This is a genomic window from Streptomyces sp. NPDC048288 (genome assembly GCF_043201555.1).
In the GTDB taxonomy this organism is placed as follows: Bacteria; Actinomycetota; Actinomycetes; order Streptomycetales; family Streptomycetaceae; genus Streptomyces.
Genome location: NZ_JBICZD010000002.1, coordinates 198,864 through 214,164, shown reverse-complemented (window position 1 = coordinate 214,164; position 15,301 = coordinate 198,864). Strand labels below are relative to the sequence as shown.

General features: G+C 68.2%; 12 protein-coding genes. 4 read left to right on the top strand and 8 right to left on the bottom strand.

Annotation, left to right across the window (positions count from 1 at the left end; translation table 11 throughout):
- Positions 1-8: 8 nt before the first annotated feature.
- Together ACGFZS_RS07290 and ACGFZS_RS07285 are read right to left on the bottom strand one after the other, a co-directional pair.
- Complete coding sequence (locus tag ACGFZS_RS07290) at positions 9-1,706, bottom strand: adenosine deaminase (protein WP_393794863.1); 1,698 nt, start codon at positions 1,704-1,706, stop codon at positions 9-11.
- A 187-nt stretch (positions 1,707-1,893) separates the two neighbouring features.
- Positions 1,894-2,790 carry a class I SAM-dependent methyltransferase gene (locus ACGFZS_RS07285; protein ID WP_393794261.1) on the bottom strand — a complete coding sequence of 299 codons (897 nt, stop codon included), beginning with the start codon at positions 2,788-2,790 and terminating at the stop codon, positions 1,894-1,896.
- Between the two features lie 177 nt (positions 2,791-2,967).
- Here ACGFZS_RS07285 and ACGFZS_RS07280 point away from each other — a divergent pair, with 177 nt between their 5' ends.
- The gene (locus ACGFZS_RS07280) at positions 2,968-3,684 is read left to right on the top strand and encodes a GNAT family N-acetyltransferase (RefSeq protein WP_393794260.1); all 717 of its coding nucleotides are present in this window, start codon (positions 2,968-2,970) and stop codon (positions 3,682-3,684) included.
- Between the two features lie 164 nt (positions 3,685-3,848).
- Positions 3,849-5,843 (top strand): YncE family protein, encoded by a 1,995-nt coding sequence (locus ACGFZS_RS07275; protein ID WP_393794259.1) that lies wholly within the window; start codon positions 3,849-3,851, stop codon positions 5,841-5,843.
- Positions 5,844-5,942: 99 nt separating this feature from the next.
- Here the strand turns inward: ACGFZS_RS07275 and ACGFZS_RS07270 are convergent, their stop codons facing one another.
- The 3 genes from ACGFZS_RS07270 to ACGFZS_RS07260 all read right to left on the bottom strand — a co-directional run bounded on the left by ACGFZS_RS07270 (position 5,943) and on the right by ACGFZS_RS07260 (position 9,731).
- Positions 5,943-6,836, bottom strand: coding sequence for a phosphorothioated DNA-binding restriction endonuclease (locus tag ACGFZS_RS07270; RefSeq protein ID WP_393794258.1), 894 nt, complete (start codon positions 6,834-6,836; stop codon positions 5,943-5,945).
- A gap of 31 nt (positions 6,837-6,867) precedes the next feature.
- Positions 6,868-8,190: a DUF4041 domain-containing protein gene (locus ACGFZS_RS07265; protein WP_393794257.1), complete on the bottom strand. Its 1,323-nt coding sequence runs from the start codon at positions 8,188-8,190 to the stop codon at positions 6,868-6,870.
- 818 nt (positions 8,191-9,008) lie between these two features.
- The gene (locus ACGFZS_RS07260) at positions 9,009-9,731 is read right to left on the bottom strand and encodes a hypothetical protein (protein ID WP_393794256.1); all 723 of its coding nucleotides are present in this window, start codon (positions 9,729-9,731) and stop codon (positions 9,009-9,011) included.
- A 226-nt stretch (positions 9,732-9,957) separates the two neighbouring features.
- Between ACGFZS_RS07260 and ACGFZS_RS07255 the strand changes: the two genes are divergently transcribed.
- A complete protein-coding gene (locus ACGFZS_RS07255) occupies positions 9,958-11,406 on the top strand; it encodes a hypothetical protein (protein WP_393794255.1) in 1,449 nt (482 codons plus the stop codon).
- 131 nt (positions 11,407-11,537) lie between these two features.
- Here ACGFZS_RS07255 and ACGFZS_RS07250 read toward each other — a convergent pair whose 3' ends face one another.
- The 3 genes from ACGFZS_RS07250 to ACGFZS_RS07240 all read right to left on the bottom strand — a co-directional run bounded on the left by ACGFZS_RS07250 (position 11,538) and on the right by ACGFZS_RS07240 (position 14,259).
- Positions 11,538-12,218: a hypothetical protein gene (locus tag ACGFZS_RS07250; protein WP_393794254.1), complete on the bottom strand. Its 681-nt coding sequence runs from the start codon at positions 12,216-12,218 to the stop codon at positions 11,538-11,540.
- Positions 12,215-12,775, bottom strand: coding sequence for a hypothetical protein (locus tag ACGFZS_RS07245; RefSeq protein WP_393794253.1), 561 nt, complete (start codon positions 12,773-12,775; stop codon positions 12,215-12,217). The genes ACGFZS_RS07250 and ACGFZS_RS07245 overlap by 4 nt, the downstream gene beginning before the upstream one ends.
- 83 nt (positions 12,776-12,858) lie before the next feature.
- Positions 12,859-14,259, bottom strand: a complete 1,401-nt coding sequence (locus ACGFZS_RS07240; protein WP_393794252.1) for a DNA-binding protein — start codon at positions 14,257-14,259, stop codon at positions 12,859-12,861.
- Positions 14,260-14,796: 537 nt separating this feature from the next.
- Here ACGFZS_RS07240 and ACGFZS_RS07235 point away from each other — a divergent pair.
- The gene (locus ACGFZS_RS07235; protein WP_393794251.1) at positions 14,797-15,300 is read left to right on the top strand and encodes a very short patch repair endonuclease; all 504 of its coding nucleotides are present in this window, start codon (positions 14,797-14,799) and stop codon (positions 15,298-15,300) included.
- Position 15,301: the final 1 nt, after the last annotated feature.

Below are 15,301 nucleotides of genomic sequence, written 5' to 3'. Positions count from 1 at the left end.
ACTTGTCTTCAGCGGGCGGGGTGAACAGGGTGGCCGGAACCCTCGAACCCCGCGAAGGCGGCCTCCTGCCGCCACTGGACGGCGGCCTTCGGGCTGGCGGCGATCAGCCGCCGGCACTCCGCACCCGGCGGCCGAGGTCTGCCGTCGCTGTTGCCGTTGCCGTCGGCGCCGCTGTCGCGGTCGCCGTCGGGGAGCTGCCCGGCGCAGACGGACACCGGCCGGTAGCCGTCGCGGGTCGGGTTGCCCCGCCACAGGCTCCGCCCCGGCAGGAAGGCGTACTGCAGGGAGGCGCGGGCCAGGTCCTTCAGCTCCGGGTACGTCAGTCCGTACGTCTCGGCGGCGTAGCGGTACTCGTGGCTGATGTCGATGCGGGAGACGCCCGGGTCGTCGGTGGCGAGGACGACCGGTACGCGGAAGGCACGGTAGGTGTCGAAGGGATGCTCGGCCCCGCGCACGCCCAGGATCTGCGCGTTGCTGGTGAACGGCACCTCGACGGCCACCTGCCGGTCGGCCATCACCCTGGCCGTCCGCTGCCAGTCGTCCTCGAACCGGAGGTCGACGCCGTGCCCGATGCGCTCGGCACCGGCGACGTCCACGGCCTCCCGGATGTGGAACCGCAGCTCCTCCGGCTTGACCAGCCCCGGCCACAACTCACCCGCGTGCAGGGTGACATGGGCCTTCGGGTACACCGTGCGCAGGAAGTCCACCATGCGCATCTGCAGGCTGTAGTCGCGCAGCGCGCCGTCCCCGTCCTCCGGCTGGACGAGGTTGACGGCGACGAACCGGGGGTCGCGCTCGGCCAGCCGCATGCCGAGGGCCAGTTGCGCGAAGACGCTCTCGGGGGAACCGCCGCGGAAGGCCTGGTAGACGAAGCGAACGGTCAGCCGGCAGCCCGGGCGGGGCCGCCCGGTGCCGCAGCGGGCGGCGGACCGGAACTCGGCGTTGGTGGCGTCGGTCTGCGCCCGCGCGTCGGCGACCACCCGGTCGAGCCCGCCGTCCGCCACCAGCCTGGCGTGCAACGCGGCGAGGTCCGGATCCCAGCCGACCTGCTCCGCCAGTTGCGCGGCCTCGTCGGAGGCCGGATTGACCATGGTCTCCAGATAGAGCTGGTGCTGCGCCGCGACCGAGTCGGCGACCTCGGCGAGCACCTTGCCCGGATGGCGCGCGGCCACCAGACCGAACTTGTCGAACGTGGCGAAGAAGTGGTCGTGCCCGAGCCGGTCCGGCGGAAAGTCCTGCATCGACCAGGCACGCAGGATCGCCTCCCGGAAGTCCCGGTCGGTCCGGGCATCCGCCGCCGGACGACTACCACCCCCGCACGGCGGTACGACCGCGGTCAGCGTCACCGTGTCGACGCACAGCCCGTCCTGACCGGCCAGCTCGATCAGATACTCGGTCCGCACCGCACCGAAGAGATGATTGTGCAGGTCACCCCCCTTGGGCAGCCGCAAGAAGAAGCGCTGCAGCAGCCCCGGATCACCATGGATCGAGTCGAGATACGCGGCCGTACGGGCCTCACCGGCCGTCGCCGGCGGCCGAGGCTCTCCGCCGACCCGCACACCCGCACCGGCCGCACCGGCACCGGCCGCACCGGCACCGGCCGCACCGGCACCGGCCGCACCGGCACCGGCCGCACCCGCGGAGACCGTGCCGGCGGAGACCGCACCCGCGGCAGGGGCGGCGGCCGACAGGAGCACGAGGCACATCAGCGCCAGGACGGCGAGGGCTGCGCGCCGCGGCGGGGGGTTGCCGGTGCGCGGTCGGTCACCGGTACGCGGGGTGGCGTCGTGGATCGTCACACAAGGATGATCATCAGTCCCATTCGGCTACGACCGCGCAGCCACGCGGCACACCCGCCGACGCCACCCGAGCGGGCGCAGCGCGAACCTCACCTCACCCGCCCTCCAGCGGACGGCGCGCGGTGACGACGTAGTAGTCCAGCAGGCCGTCGCGATAGGCCGGCAGGAAATTGCGCGGCCACCGCACAGGCTGGTCGATACCGGCGAGGAAGTGATCCAGCCCCGGCCAGACATGCCCACCGATCGACTCGGCCCGTACGTCGCTCAGCCCCACGGCGTCGAGGGCCCCGGTCAGCGACGTCACCGGGTGCGCCACATCGAGCCCCGACGCGAAGCTGTCCAGCCGCGCGGCCAGTTCCGCGCCCACGCCCTGCGCGCCCACGCCCTGCGCGCCCACGCCCTGCGCGCCCACGCCCTCCGGTCCCGCGTCCACCGCGCCCGCGTCCTCGGCGCCGTCCGGTACGAAGAAGCTGGTGACGGCCAGCCGCCCACCGGGCCGCAGCACACGCGCGGCCTCCCGGCCGAACGCGGCCAGGTCACGGAAGTGCTGCGCGGCCTCGACCGAGTACAACCGGTCGAACTCACCGTCCCCGAACGGCATCCGCTCCGCCGCACCACAAGCGAACCCGAGCCGCTCCGGCGCCCGGGCGAGCAGCCCGGCGTTGGCCCGGCGGGCCCGTTCCACCTGCTCGGGATGGATGTCCAGCCCGGTCACCGAGGCGAACCCGAACTCCTCCACCGCCAGCCCGGCCCCCACCCCCAGCCCGCACCCGACCTCGACACCCCGCGCCCCCGCGCCGTCGAGCGCCCCCAGCACACACCGGTACAGATCGCGCTGACTCCGCACCCGGTCCGCAGCCGTCAGCGGCCGATCGAGCGGAATCCCCTCCCAGTGCCCGAAGTTGATGAACCCGCCCCCGAACGCCGGCGCGGAACTCAGATCCTGCTCCCCGTACACCGCACGCACCGCCGGCACCACGTCATCACGCATACGTCGTCCCCCGCACTCCCGGTCGCCCGCCACCACCACACCGCCCTCCTACCCGCCCTCGCCCCTGCTCCCACCACCCGCACTAGACTCCGCCCGACGACGCACGCCGCCGCCAGGGACGAAGGACTGGACCGGACGGGACCGGACCGGACTGGACCGGACTCAGGGGGAGAACACATGGTCTGGTCACGGCTGCTGCGCCGCGAGCGGCGGACGCCCAAGCTCCCCCTCCCCGGCCCCTGCTGGGCCCAGCGGCACACCCTGCGCACGCAGCGCCTCCTGCTCTACACCCCCGAGACCGAGCTGGACGTCGTCGCCGCCATGGCCGCCGGCTCGGACCCCGAGGCCCAGCACTGGCTCGGCAGGCCCGAGGACACCGTGCTCGACGAGCGCGTCCGCGAAGCCGTCCTCGCCCTGCGCCCCGGCGACCCCGACGCCCTCCGCTCCTCCCGGGTGGCCCAGCTCCTCCTGTCCCGCCCCTTCACCCCCCGCCCCGACGAGAACGAGGTACTGGTCGCCGTACGCCTCGACGACGGCAGATACGCCGGAGCCACGACCCTCCACCTCGACACCGGCCAGGTGGGCGGCTGGCTGGCCCCCCACTCCCGCGGCCAGGGCCTCGGCACGGAACTCTTCCGTGCCGCCCTCCACCTCGGCCACGCCCACCTCGGCCTCCCCACGGTCAACGCCGGCCACGAACCCACCAACACCGCCAGCGCCCGAGCTCTCACCGCCGCCGGCTTCCTCCCCACTCCCACCCCCGGACCGCCCCGCCACACCCTCTCCGACGGCCGCGAGATAGCCGCCACCTGGCTGACCCACACGTCCCCCACCCCACCCACCCACTGCCGAGCCACCACCCCACCCACCACCCCACCCACCCCGAAACCCTGACTCACGGTGACTCACAGTGTCGGGCGCCGTATCCCGTCCACTTCCCTTTCTTTGATCATCGTTGACCCTCGTTTGCCTCTGCCGTCACTGGTAGCGACTTAGGCTCCGCCTACTTCCCCAGTGCAACAACAGGGGCTCTTTTCGTTCCGGGGGTTCGAAAACACGTGCGCATACGCACTCTTCCGGCCGCGACAGCACTCGCGGTCCTCTTCGGCTCGGCCGCGCTCGCCGTCACCTCGGCCGCGCCCGCACTGGCCGACTCCAGCACCGTCCTGCCGGTCACCTCGACCGGCGACGTCGTCGTGGACGGCGTCCACCAGCGGGTCTTCATCAGTGACCCGACCAGCGGAAAGGTCGTCGCGACCGACTACAGCGGCACGGTCGTCGGCACCGTCGACTCGCTGCCCGGCGTCCGCGGCCTGGAACTGTCCGCCGACTCCGGCACGCTGTACGCGGCCGTCGAGGGCGCCGACGCGATCGTCGCCATCGACACGGCGACCGCCACCGAGGCCCACCGCTACCCGACGGGCGACGGCAGCCGGCCCGAGTACCCGGCCCTCGCCGGCGGCAAGCTCTGGTTCGGCTACCGCGGCAGCGGCAGCGGCAACATCGGCTCGCTCGACCTGAGCGGCACCGACCCGGTCGTGACCCTCCACCAGGACACCACCCGTACCTGGAACGACGCGCCGATCCTCGGCTCCTCGACCGGCGCCCCGGGCACCATCGTCGCGGGCGCACCGGGACAGAGCCCGGTCGAACTCGCCGTGTACGACGTGTCGTCGGGCTCGGCGAACCGCACCGCGTACGCCTGGGACCCGGGCAGCAGCAGCAACCTCAGCGACCTCGCGGTCACTCCGGACGGCAAGGACGTCGTCACGGCCAGCGGCGCCCCGTACAAGCACGAGGTGTTCAAGCTCTCCGACCTGTCGGAGGACGGCAGCTACGCCACCGAGCCCTACCCGAACGCGGTCGACATCGCCCCGAACGGCGCCGTCGCCGCGGGCACCTTCTCCTCGTACGAGCCGGACGTCCACATCTTCGAGCCGGGCGTCTCCGACCCGGTGCGGCAGTACGACTTCCCGAACACCGGCGGCGGCAGCGGCGCCGACACCCTCGCACCCTCGGGCCTCGCCTGGGCGCCGGACACCAGCAAGCTGTTCGCGGTGTCGTACAACTCCGCGAACGTGTACTCGCTGCGCGTCCTCGACAACCCGACCAAGGCGGACACCACCCTCACGGCGACGGCCCCGGCCACCGCCCCGCGCGCCAAGTCCCTCACCGTCACGGGCAAACTGACGTCGACCACCGCACTCCCGTCCGGCACCAGGGTCTCCATCACCCGCACCGACGACGAATCCTCGTCCGGCAAGGCGATCGGCACGGCAACGGTCGGCGCCGACGGCTCCTACACCTTCGCCGACACCCCGCCGGCCGGCGGCAAGGTCACGTACACGGTCACCTACGCGGGCGACGACTACCACGCGGCCGCCACCGCCCAGAGCACGGTGGACGTCACCCGCACGGCGACCACGCTGACGCTCGGCAACAACGGCAAGGTGTACGCGTACAACACCGCGGTGAAGTTCACCGCGCACCTGGGAACGACGTCCAAGAACCGCACCGTCGCCATCTACGCCGACCCCTACGGCAAGGACAAGCCCGAGAAGCTGCTGAAGTCCGGCCCGGTCGACTCCTCCGGCAACCTCTCCGTCACCGTCTCCCTGACGCGCGACACCAAGCTCACCGCCAAGTTCACCGGCGACACCCGCTACGCGCCCGCGACGGCCACCGCCACCGTCGGCGCACAGGTCAAGGTGTCCAGCGCGCTCAGCGGCTACTACAAGACCAAGACGGCGTGGAACCAGACGTACCGCTACTTCCACAAGTCCAAGGACCCCGTCTACGACACGACCATGACGCCCTACCCGGGCCGCAAGTACAAGGTCGAACTGCAGCGCTACTACCAGGGCACTTGGCGCACCACCCACACCGAATACCTCACCCTCGGCTCCTCCGGCAAAGACACCCTCGAACTGACCGGCACCCCACCCACCGGCATCCGCTTCCGCATCCGCTCCTCCTACATCGACACCACCTCGGGCGACAACGTCAACTCCACAACCCACGGCACCTGGAAGTACCTCACCTTCACCAGCTGACGTCCGACCCTCCTGACCTCACCGGCGCGGGCCTGCCGCCGAAGCAGACCCGCGTCGGTGCAGCACGAGGATCCTTGGGATCCCGCATGGAACACCAGGTCAGGAGGTGGCCGGGCGTGGGCTGCCGTGGAAGACCTGGCTGGTGTGCCAGGAACGGTGGGCCGCCGAGACGGGCGGCAGGCCGGGTTGAGGGCCTATGAGCGGACGGCCCGAGAGCGCGGTGACATGGTCGCGGGCAGCCTGACTGCGCCCGACGAATCGCTGCGAGACGAGGATGCGGTGGCCGTCGCCTATACCGAGGACGCCCTTGTCGAACAGCTTGTGGTGCAGCGAGCACAGGCACAGCCCGTTGTCGACCTCGTCCGGGCCGTCGAACGCCCACCAGCGCACGTGCGCGGCTTCCAGCCCGACGGGCGTCGCGCCGATCATGCCGTCGTAGCCGCAGAAGGCGCACTGGTACTCGTAGGCGGTCAGCACCATCTCCCGCATCCGCCGGTCCCGCTGCCGCCGCTCGGGCGTTGCCAGCGCGGCTGTCTCCGCCAACTCCAGTTCCAGGCCCACCGTCTCGCACAGGTCCTGGTGCAACGACGGCGGGAAGTGCAGGTCCAGCAGCACCCTTGCCATCCGGCCCAGCAGCGACGGTTCCCGCCGCAGCGCCAGCCGCAGGTCCGGGGCCAGCCGACCCGTGGCCCCACTGGCCCGCAGCTCCCGTACCCCCGTGCCAGGGCTGCCGCCGCCGTGATCGCTACGCACCTCCCACACCTCGTCGCTGACCAGATGGTGGAAGGGGTAAGCGGGCGTGGTCCCGCGCGCTGGGCCGTACTCCGCCAGCAGTTGCTTCAGATCGGCCTCCACCGCGGTGTACCGCAGCTCGTCCTCGGCATCAGCCTGGAACCGGCCCAGCGCGTACAGCAGCAGCAACGGCTTGTGCGGCGCCCGCACGCCGTCCCGGCTCCACTGCCTCAGGTTCGCGGCACGCTCCAGCCAGTCCATGTCCGTGATCGTAGTGATGCTTCGCCGCACATCACGCTGTCCGGGTGCCGGCCCGCCATTCCAGCGCCTGGGGTTCCTCGGTGAACTCGATCAGATGCTGCCCCGCGAACCGCTGCAGCGCATCGCGCACCTCCGCCGGAGTGGCGTAGAAGAACTCCTTCCGGCTGTTCACCTGGTTGACCCGCTTCGAGGCGAACTGCCGGTGGAGTTCCGACTCCAGGCCGACCGCGTCCTTACTGAAGATCAGCGCGTGCACATCGAACCGGAAGGGTACGGCCGCCCCACTCAACTCGTAGACACGCTCCAGAGGTTCGAGCCGACGCGTCATGCCGATCTTCACCATGCGATCGCCGAAGGCGCCGATGTTCGAGATGACGTACACATAACCGGCGCGGACGTTCGCCGCACGGGACTCGACGTCCTGCAGAGCGTTCTCGATCTCGGCCAGTTTGGCCTCCATCTCCGCCACACCCGCCTCGTCACCGCGCTCACGCAGGCGGTCAAGGGCTGACTGATAGTGCCCGAGTTCCTTGTTCAGCTTCTCGCGCTGCCGGTCGAGTTCCCGCTGGACCGCCGCCTCCTCACGCTCCCGGGCGCGTACCTCGCGCTGGGCTTCCTTCTCCTCTTCCTTCTTCTGCAGGAAGTCAGCAGTCAGCTCCAACTCCCGCACGCGCGCGTTGTGGTACTCGTCGGTGATTCGGATGTGCATGGTGGCACCGAGCCGGGCGATCGTTTCGCGGCTTTTGTAGAGACGGTCGACGAGGGAGCTGAGCCGGTGCGGCCGCATGGACCGCACGGCGTAGTCGGCTTCGGCGTTGTAGGCGCGCAGCATGAGCTTGGAGAAGTCGCGGACCATCTTCTGGCCCTCACGCTTGGAGCCGTTGACCGTCCAGTCCGTGGCCGCCTGCACGGCGCGGCCCGCGCGGGCGAGCGCCTTGATCTCGTTCTGCAGCGAGTCGAGCCGGCTGCGGTAGGCGATCGCGTCGTGCAGCGCATGCCGGTAGGCATAGATCCCGGCCTCCTGCAGCATGGCGGTCTCGTCGGCGTTGACGATCCGGGCCTGCAGTTCGGCGAGCCGCCGCTCGGCGTCGAAGACGTCTTTGCGGTGCCGGTCGGCCTCCTTGCGGACCTGCTCGGTCTCCTTCGCGGTCCGGCGCGCGTCGCCGAGAATCTCCTTCGCCGTCTCACGCGCGTCCTTGAGGATCCCCTCCGCCTCCTCGGCGGCATCGGCGACTGTCCGCTCACGCAGTGCTTCGCCCTCCGCCTCGACCTGCCGCACAAGACCGGCGACCCGCGCGGCATCCAGCCCCTGCGTCTGTGTGATCCACGCCCGCAACTCCTCGGCCTCGGACACCACATCCGAACGCCGGCGCCCGAACAGCCCTCCCTTCCGAGGAGCCGGCACCGCAGAGGCTCCGGTGGCAGGGCCCACAGCGAGGGCATCGGCGGTGGAGTCGACGGTGGGGTCGGCCTCAGGAACCCACAGCTGCCACCCCGCCGGCATCGGTTGCCACGTCGGATCGGGCCGCCAGTCCGGCGGCGGCATCCATCCCTCGGGTGGCACAGGCCAGCCCGGCGGCGGATTGAAACGGTAAGTAGTCATTCCCCACCCCCCTCGCCCCTGAGGCTCCCCAGCACTCAGGGCGCCGGATATTCCCGGCAAACGTAGAGGGACATTTTCTTCATGAATCAGCCATTTGATCACCCGCATATTCCACCTCGTGACCATGTTGTGACTATGCGTGATGACCCCTCCGGGGAGGGGTAAGGCGGCGTCAACGCGGTGATGAGGCGCTCGCGCCGGCAGGCGTGGCAAACGCCTGGTGAAGGGTCCAACAGGCCTGGCTCACTAGCCACATGGAGCTGGGCGGCGAGGGTCGCTCCCAAATGGCCCCAAAACGGGGCCACAAAGCAAATCAGGCCGAGCGCTGATCTCTCAGCACTCGGCCTGACCTGGTGTTTCGGCTGTCGGGGTGGCGGGATTTGAACCCACGACCTCTTCGTCCCGAATGAGGTTCGGGTGGTGATCTTGCCTGCACGGATGATGTTTTACCTGGTCAGAGCGTTGGGCTGTGGTGGTCTCGGGCGGACTCGAAGGGGCTTGGGGAGCGGGTCGGCTCCCAGATGGCTCCCAAGGAGTCCTGCCGCTCGGGCAGTGGCCAGTCGGCGGTTCTACGCGTTGTCCGCGGCTCGGCGTCGAAGCGTGTCGATGTAGTCCGTGCCGAGCACGCGGCGGCATCGCGGACGCTTCCCTGCGTTGATGTCCTCCACATACTTGGCGAGGTGTCCGGGATTCTTGCCTGACCATCCATGCGCGAGGGCCCACCCCTGCACGGCTTCACCGTCCATCGGGATGCTGGCGTCGTGCAACGCAAGGAGAGCGCTCACGACCATGTCCTTCTCGTAACCGGCCGCGATCGTGTTGTTGTGGTTGACGGTCAGCGTCAGGCCCTTGAGGGCTTCGACGGCGACGGGGTCGAGTTCGGGCGTCAACTCTTCCCATGCTGAGCCGTCGCCCAAGATCGCTGGCTCCATGGCTGTCACCCACGGCCTGATCTCGTCCTCGTTCCACGTGATGACGCAAAGCGCCCGGACGCGGCGGCCGCCGTAGTGCACGAGTTTCCCGATATCTGCCATGTCCGGCCAGGCCATGAGGACCGGACCGTTTCCGCGGATGAATCCGCCGCCTCTGCCGGTGACGTGCTCGACGTTGGAGTGTCGGGTCACGAGCTGTTCCAGCTCCGAGCTGTTTTCCAGGTTGGACTTCAGGCTGGTCCATACGGTGAGAGTGTCGCCGTCCTCCAGATACCCACAGCACCAGTCGATGGCTGCGCCCACGCCTTCGGCGTCGTAGCTGGCGACAGCGCACGGATAGCTCACATCGCGATCGAACATTCGTGCCCCCTGCTCTCAAGACCGGACAGGACTCACGCTATGCGCAGGCACTGACAGAGCCCCCTCACGCGCTCCTTGGCCCCCCGGGTACCCAGCTATTCGCGTCGGCCTCCTCCGTCCACATGACCGGCAAGGTGCTGCGCGTCGTACGACCCGGGCGTCCCGGGTGGCGCTGTCACTCTTTCGAGCCATTGCGAAACACCGGTGCGAGTTGTGGTCTGGATCCATGCATCGCTGGTCCCCTTTGAACGAGCGGCAGAAGGCACTTCTCGACCGACTTGCAGGTGGCGAGGAGCTCGATACGCAGGGCGCCAGTGAGTGGCGTTCTCTGTATGCGTTGCGCGACCGAGGCTTGGCAACCGTCAAGCGGGGGAGCGGGGGCGTTCAGGTGCAAGTCACGGAGGCTGGGCGCTTCTACCTTGAGCACGGCCACCACCCGGATGACCCTGAGCGTGCCGATGGCGACGCCGGAAGCGCATCCGGCCCTGGAAAACCGAAGACTGCCCGGTCGCGAGCTGCAGGCGGTCGGCGCAGTCCCATGCCGTACAGCGCGAGGCCCATCGCTCGGGCACGGCGTGAGAAGGCGAGGCAGCTCGTCGAACGTCTTGTGGCCGAAGAGCGCGTCACGATTTCCGAACCCGACGAGGACGAGGTGACGGAGTGGCGGCGCGTTGTCGACTACGCAAAGCGGCACGGCCTGACCCCATCGGGCAAGCGCATCGAGAAGATGCGCATGTGGAACCGTGACCTGCAGATTTCTTTGGTTACAGGACAGCATCCCAATTCGCGAAGGGATTCACCGGAGAACGCGTCGCCAGTTCAGGTCCCCACACAGCTCCGCTCCCCGCATCCGGTCGTCGCAGCGTTGCGGGACGACGAGGGGCGGCTGGCGATGCCATCCGCTCTTCGTCGACGAGCTCTGTTGCTGTTCCAGGGACTGGCGGCCGAAGTCGTACGACGGGGACACAAGGCCAAGGATCGTCCGGTCGCTGACCGCTACCGCAGCCGCCCGTACTCCTATGACGGAAAGTACTTCCCGTCGGGCTACTCGCGGCGCGATGGCGAACTGGACGTGCTTGTCGACGGCTTCACGTACACCGTCACTATTCAGCAAGAGTTCCCGCAGTCCACCGATCCGGAGCGCTCCGGGAGACTCGTGATCGAGCTGGGCTACGGCAGGTCGGACCGACAACGACGCTGGGCTGATCGCAAGCGCTGGGTACTGGAGGACATCCTGGGCGCGGTGCTTCAGGAGATCGAGACCCGGGCTGTCGAGGATGCACAACGCAAGGTGGATGAGGAGCGGGCCAAGGCGGAACGTGAGGTCCGGTGGAAAGCCGCCATAGCGGAGGCGAAGGAACAGGCCCAACAAGACCAGCTAGCGGAGATGCTGAAAGAGCAGGCCAGGAGCTGGCAGTCGGCCATAGCGTTGCGCACGTACTGCGATGCCCTGGAACGCCGGCTCGCGGAAGCAACGGACGACGACACCGAAGTCGCCTCGGCGCGAGAGTGGCTGGCCTGGGCACGCCAATATGCGCAGGTAGCCGATCCGTTGACTCGACTGCCTGTGATGCCGACGCCGAAGGAGCCGACACCAGATGACCTGAAGCCGTACTTGAAGGGATGGAGTCCGTATGGGCCCGAAGAGCACGGTTTCGGATGGGGAGCCCGCTGACCGGCCCGTGGGCAGGTGTGTCCCCGCTCTCTCTGTGATCACGTTTGAGGCGACTGCCGCGTCGGGAGGGGAGCACGACGGTGGAAGTCCAGGATGATCTGCCCATGCTGCGTCGGCATCGGCCAGCGGGCTCAGATCACCGTTGAGGGTGCGTGCTTGCTCAGGTAGCTCTTGAAGGTCTTCCTGATCTCCGCCTGTAGATAGCCTGCCTGCGGTGAGTTGGGTACCACGTCCGGCTCGAAGCCTCTCTTTCGGGCATCGAGGTACCGCACGATGCTCGATGACCTGGTGTTGGAGACGAAGAGCTCGTTCTGGGTGCGAATGTCGGCGCGCAACCCCTCGAAGTTCCGCGCGAGACCGATGCCGAGGTTGGAGACGTAGTACTTGCACTCGACGATGAGGACGCACTGACTGCCTCGTGGTGCGATGCCCTGCGCCCGGCTCAGGGCGGCTTCCTCGGCTGGCAGAACCAGCACGTCGCACTCGTGCAGGACTCCCGATGAACCGGTCACGTACACGCCGAGATGGACCTCAAGGGCGGGAGCACTGTCGAACTCGATCACGGCGTGGGTGAAGGGCTGGCTGTTGCTGTACAGATGACCAGGCCCTGTCCGGAAGACAAGGCTGCTGGCCTTCGCCCCGTAGACGTCTTCGTAGGTGACTGTGGCGCCATGCCGACTCGCAGTGGCGACGATCAGGGAGAAGATGAAGCCCTCGTAGACGTCGGACGGCTTCGAAGCGGAGTCGTACGACACCGCCCCTGCTGCCAAAAGGCTCTTGATCTCGTTGACCAGGCTGTCGATCGTGCTCAACTGACGACCTCCCTCGTCACGTCGGCCAGCAGTTGGCTGACGTGGTTACGTCGTTCAGCCGGCGTCCGATCTCCCCGGAACTCCGTTCGACTACGGCGTGATCGAGTGCTTTCGTCCGGCTCGAACACGACTGCCTCAGCGATGCTCCGGCTGCCGGCGTCGCCCTCGGGCTCGGTCCGGAGCGTCTTCAACACCTCAAGTTCCATTTCAGGCAGTTCGACGAGGACTCGCCTCACCGCATCCAGGAGGAGCTGGACACGCTCTTCATCCGTCATGGCTCGCGTGGCGATGACCAGAGTCCCTCCCTTGCGTGAAGACTCGTACTCTCCGAGGCCAAGCATGCTGCGGTCCACGACCTCGTATCGAGCCGCTGCTGCCGCCGGACTCGTCGCAGGGAGGTCATCGCCGCGACGCTGTTGGCGCCGGCGGAGGATCTTCTCCTCCGGTACTCCCGCGGCGATTGCCGCGTCGACATCGTCGAGCACCCAACTCAGGGCGGTGTCTTGCAGCGCTTCGCGGAGCTGCCCTTCCACACGGCGTAGTTCGAACTGGTTCATGTCCCCCTCGTATCAGTAGCCTTCGTCTGACGTAGCCAGTCGGTTCACGGTTCTTCCCCGGGCCGTGTTCGAAGGAACCGCAGTTAGTCGTCGATCAGATTCCGGAGTGCCTCCAGCGACAGGCGGGCTTCCGGAACGGCAGCTCCACCGGAGAATCGGACACCCTCGCCTGCCAGGACATCCGCGGGTGCGTCCGTGCGGGTCGGATCGGTCCACCGGAAGCCTGCACTGATGCGACCGGACGTGGTGAGGACCCGCCAGGCGTTGGGGCACTGGCCGCAGGTGGCCAGGTGGGTACCGACGGGAACGGCGTGGCTGCCGATGACGGACGCCACGTCGCCGTAGGTCGTCCACCGCCCGGACGGAATGGCCCCCAGCAAGGTGTGGAGGCTCGTCCAGTCCTTGCGAGCGCCGCTGAGCTGCTTGGCCAGGTCAGCGAGACTGCCCCCTGCCAACGCTGCCCACTCATCGGGATCGACCGTGTTCGGGACATCGCTGGTGTCGACATCCCACCAGGTCGTTCCCTGAATCCCGTCAGGCGTCCGGCCGGTCACGGTCTTGAAGATGTGGTTTGCGAGTCCGGTCGGCGTGTACAGCATGCCGTCGGCACCCCAGGTAAGAGGTTTGGCGGTGTTGTTGTTCCAGACGGCTGTCGCGCGCCCGTCATCCTCGCCCACCCAGGCAAGGATGGCCTCGCGGATGGATTGCGGAGCGCCGTGCCTCGGCGTCAATCCAAGTCTGGTCCCGTCCGGCAACAGACCGGCGGCGACGAGGACGTGGGCGGCGTTGCGGGCCCGGGAACGCTCCTCTAGCTTCTTGGCGGCTGCCTTCGCTTCGACCCTGGCCGGAGCGAGGGTGAACTCCTCTACTTCCGGCGTCGGATAGACCTTGGTGAAGCCAACGACGAGGTGGCCTTCCACCTTCCACAAGCCCACCTGGACGAGGTCGATGTCGAGGTTCATCTCCGACAGCCACACCACGGTGTGGGTTACCTGCTTGGGGAAGTCCGCAGCGATGATCACCTGTCGGGGGCGCTGGAGCAGTTCCGGACTCCAGACTCCGTCCACATGGTCGAGAAGGCGCTGCCGACACGCGTCGATTTCGACAGCCTGGCCCCTGCCGGCCAGGAAGTCGCGATGCGCTTGCGCCAGGGTGTCGAGGTCGAACCGTGACACGAGGGCGGCGTAGGTGATCGCCTGGAGGTGTACATCCCGGTCGGCCGTCCCCCGCTTCAGCTCGACCACCACGAGGCGCCCGGTGGCGTCCAGCCCAAGGACGTCCAGCCGGTCCCGCGCCGGCACCCCGTCCGTATCGGCCCACCGGTCAAACTCTGCCGTGATCACGAGTACCGACTCACCCAGGACCTGCGGATTGTCGATCACCCACTCCTGCAGGTGCTGCCGTTCGAGGAGCCCCTCAGTAGCCAGGCCGGTCGGTGAGATCGGTGTTGCCGACCGCCCTGCAACGGCGAAGAGATGATCCACTACTTCCCCTTACGCACTGGCAGCGTCACGCCGGGCACCCAAGCTTACGTGCAGGCCAGTCCCTTGGGCGGTCAGTTTCTCCGGATTCCAAGCGGCTCCAAGGGCCCCATTAAGCCCCTCATGGATTTGCCCTCTTTCTAACGCTTCTCTGCCAGCCAGTCAGCGTGGCTGAACTTGAAGCCATGGCCCCTTCGTCCCGAACGGGGTTCGGTTAATGATCTTTCCTGTCCGGGATTGTGTTTATGCAGGTCAGGTAGGTGGTCCGGGTGGTATGGAGAGGTCTTCGGGAGCGGGTCGTCTCCCAGATGGCTCCCAGCGGGAATCGGCTTCGCCGACGACACCAGCGTGGACTACTCCAATGCCGGATCGGCGAAGCGCTTGGGTTGCCCGTGCCGGGCTCAGGGGAGTCGGTGAGTGCGAGACTTGCGGCTGCCCGTCCCCACCATGGGAAGCGCCGAGAATAGAGCTGAACGGACAGGAAAGGGTCCTCGCTAGACCGGACGACCCGGAGGGAGCCGTCCCTAAGCTGCCGGAGATATGAGCGAGCAAAGACAACCAGAAGCACCGGCTGAGCAGTGGAAACCGCCGGAGGGGTCGTGGGCGTCGTCGGCCGCGAACCGGCGGAGCATGCTCGGCAACCGGAATCGCGATACCGCACCCGAGCTGCTCCTCCGCTCGCTTGTCCACGCCGCTGGACTGCGCTACCGGGTGGCTGCAAAGCCGCTCCCGAAGATGCGCCGTACGGCCGACATGGTCTTCCGCTCTGTGAAGGTGGCCGTCTTCATCGATGGCTGCTTCTGGCACGGCTGCCCAGAACACTTCGTGATGCCCAAGACGAACCGGCCGTACTGGGAAGACAAGATCAGCCGGAACATCCAGCGAGATAGGGACACGGACAACCGCCTTGCGGAGGCTGGCTGGCTGGTGCTCCGCTTCTGGGAGCACCTCAAACCACAGGCGTGTGCCGCCACTGTCATTGAGGCAGTGGCTGCCCGGCGGCAGGAGGTCGAAGCCTCGAATCGTCCGAGGAAGACCTCCTGAC

Excerpts from the sequence above, each read along its gene's own strand:
- ACGFZS_RS07290 (WP_393794863.1), bottom strand. The coding sequence starts at position 1,706 with ATGTGCCTCGTGCTCCTGTCGGCCGCCGCCCCTGCCGCGGGTGCGGTC.
- ACGFZS_RS07285 (WP_393794261.1), bottom strand. The coding sequence starts at position 2,790 with ATGCGTGATGACGTGGTGCCGGCGGTGCGTGCGGTGTACGGGGAGCAG.
- ACGFZS_RS07280 (WP_393794260.1), top strand. The coding sequence starts at position 2,968 with ATGGTCTGGTCACGGCTGCTGCGCCGCGAGCGGCGGACGCCCAAGCTC.
- ACGFZS_RS07270 (WP_393794258.1), bottom strand. The coding sequence starts at position 6,836 with ATGGACTGGCTGGAGCGTGCCGCGAACCTGAGGCAGTGGAGCCGGGAC.
- ACGFZS_RS07260 (WP_393794256.1), bottom strand. The coding sequence starts at position 9,731 with ATGTTCGATCGCGATGTGAGCTATCCGTGCGCTGTCGCCAGCTACGAC.
- ACGFZS_RS07255 (WP_393794255.1), top strand. The coding sequence starts at position 9,958 with ATGCATCGCTGGTCCCCTTTGAACGAGCGGCAGAAGGCACTTCTCGAC.
- ACGFZS_RS07245 (WP_393794253.1), bottom strand. The coding sequence starts at position 12,775 with ATGAACCAGTTCGAACTACGCCGTGTGGAAGGGCAGCTCCGCGAAGCG.
- ACGFZS_RS07235 (WP_393794251.1), top strand. The coding sequence starts at position 14,797 with ATGAGCGAGCAAAGACAACCAGAAGCACCGGCTGAGCAGTGGAAACCG.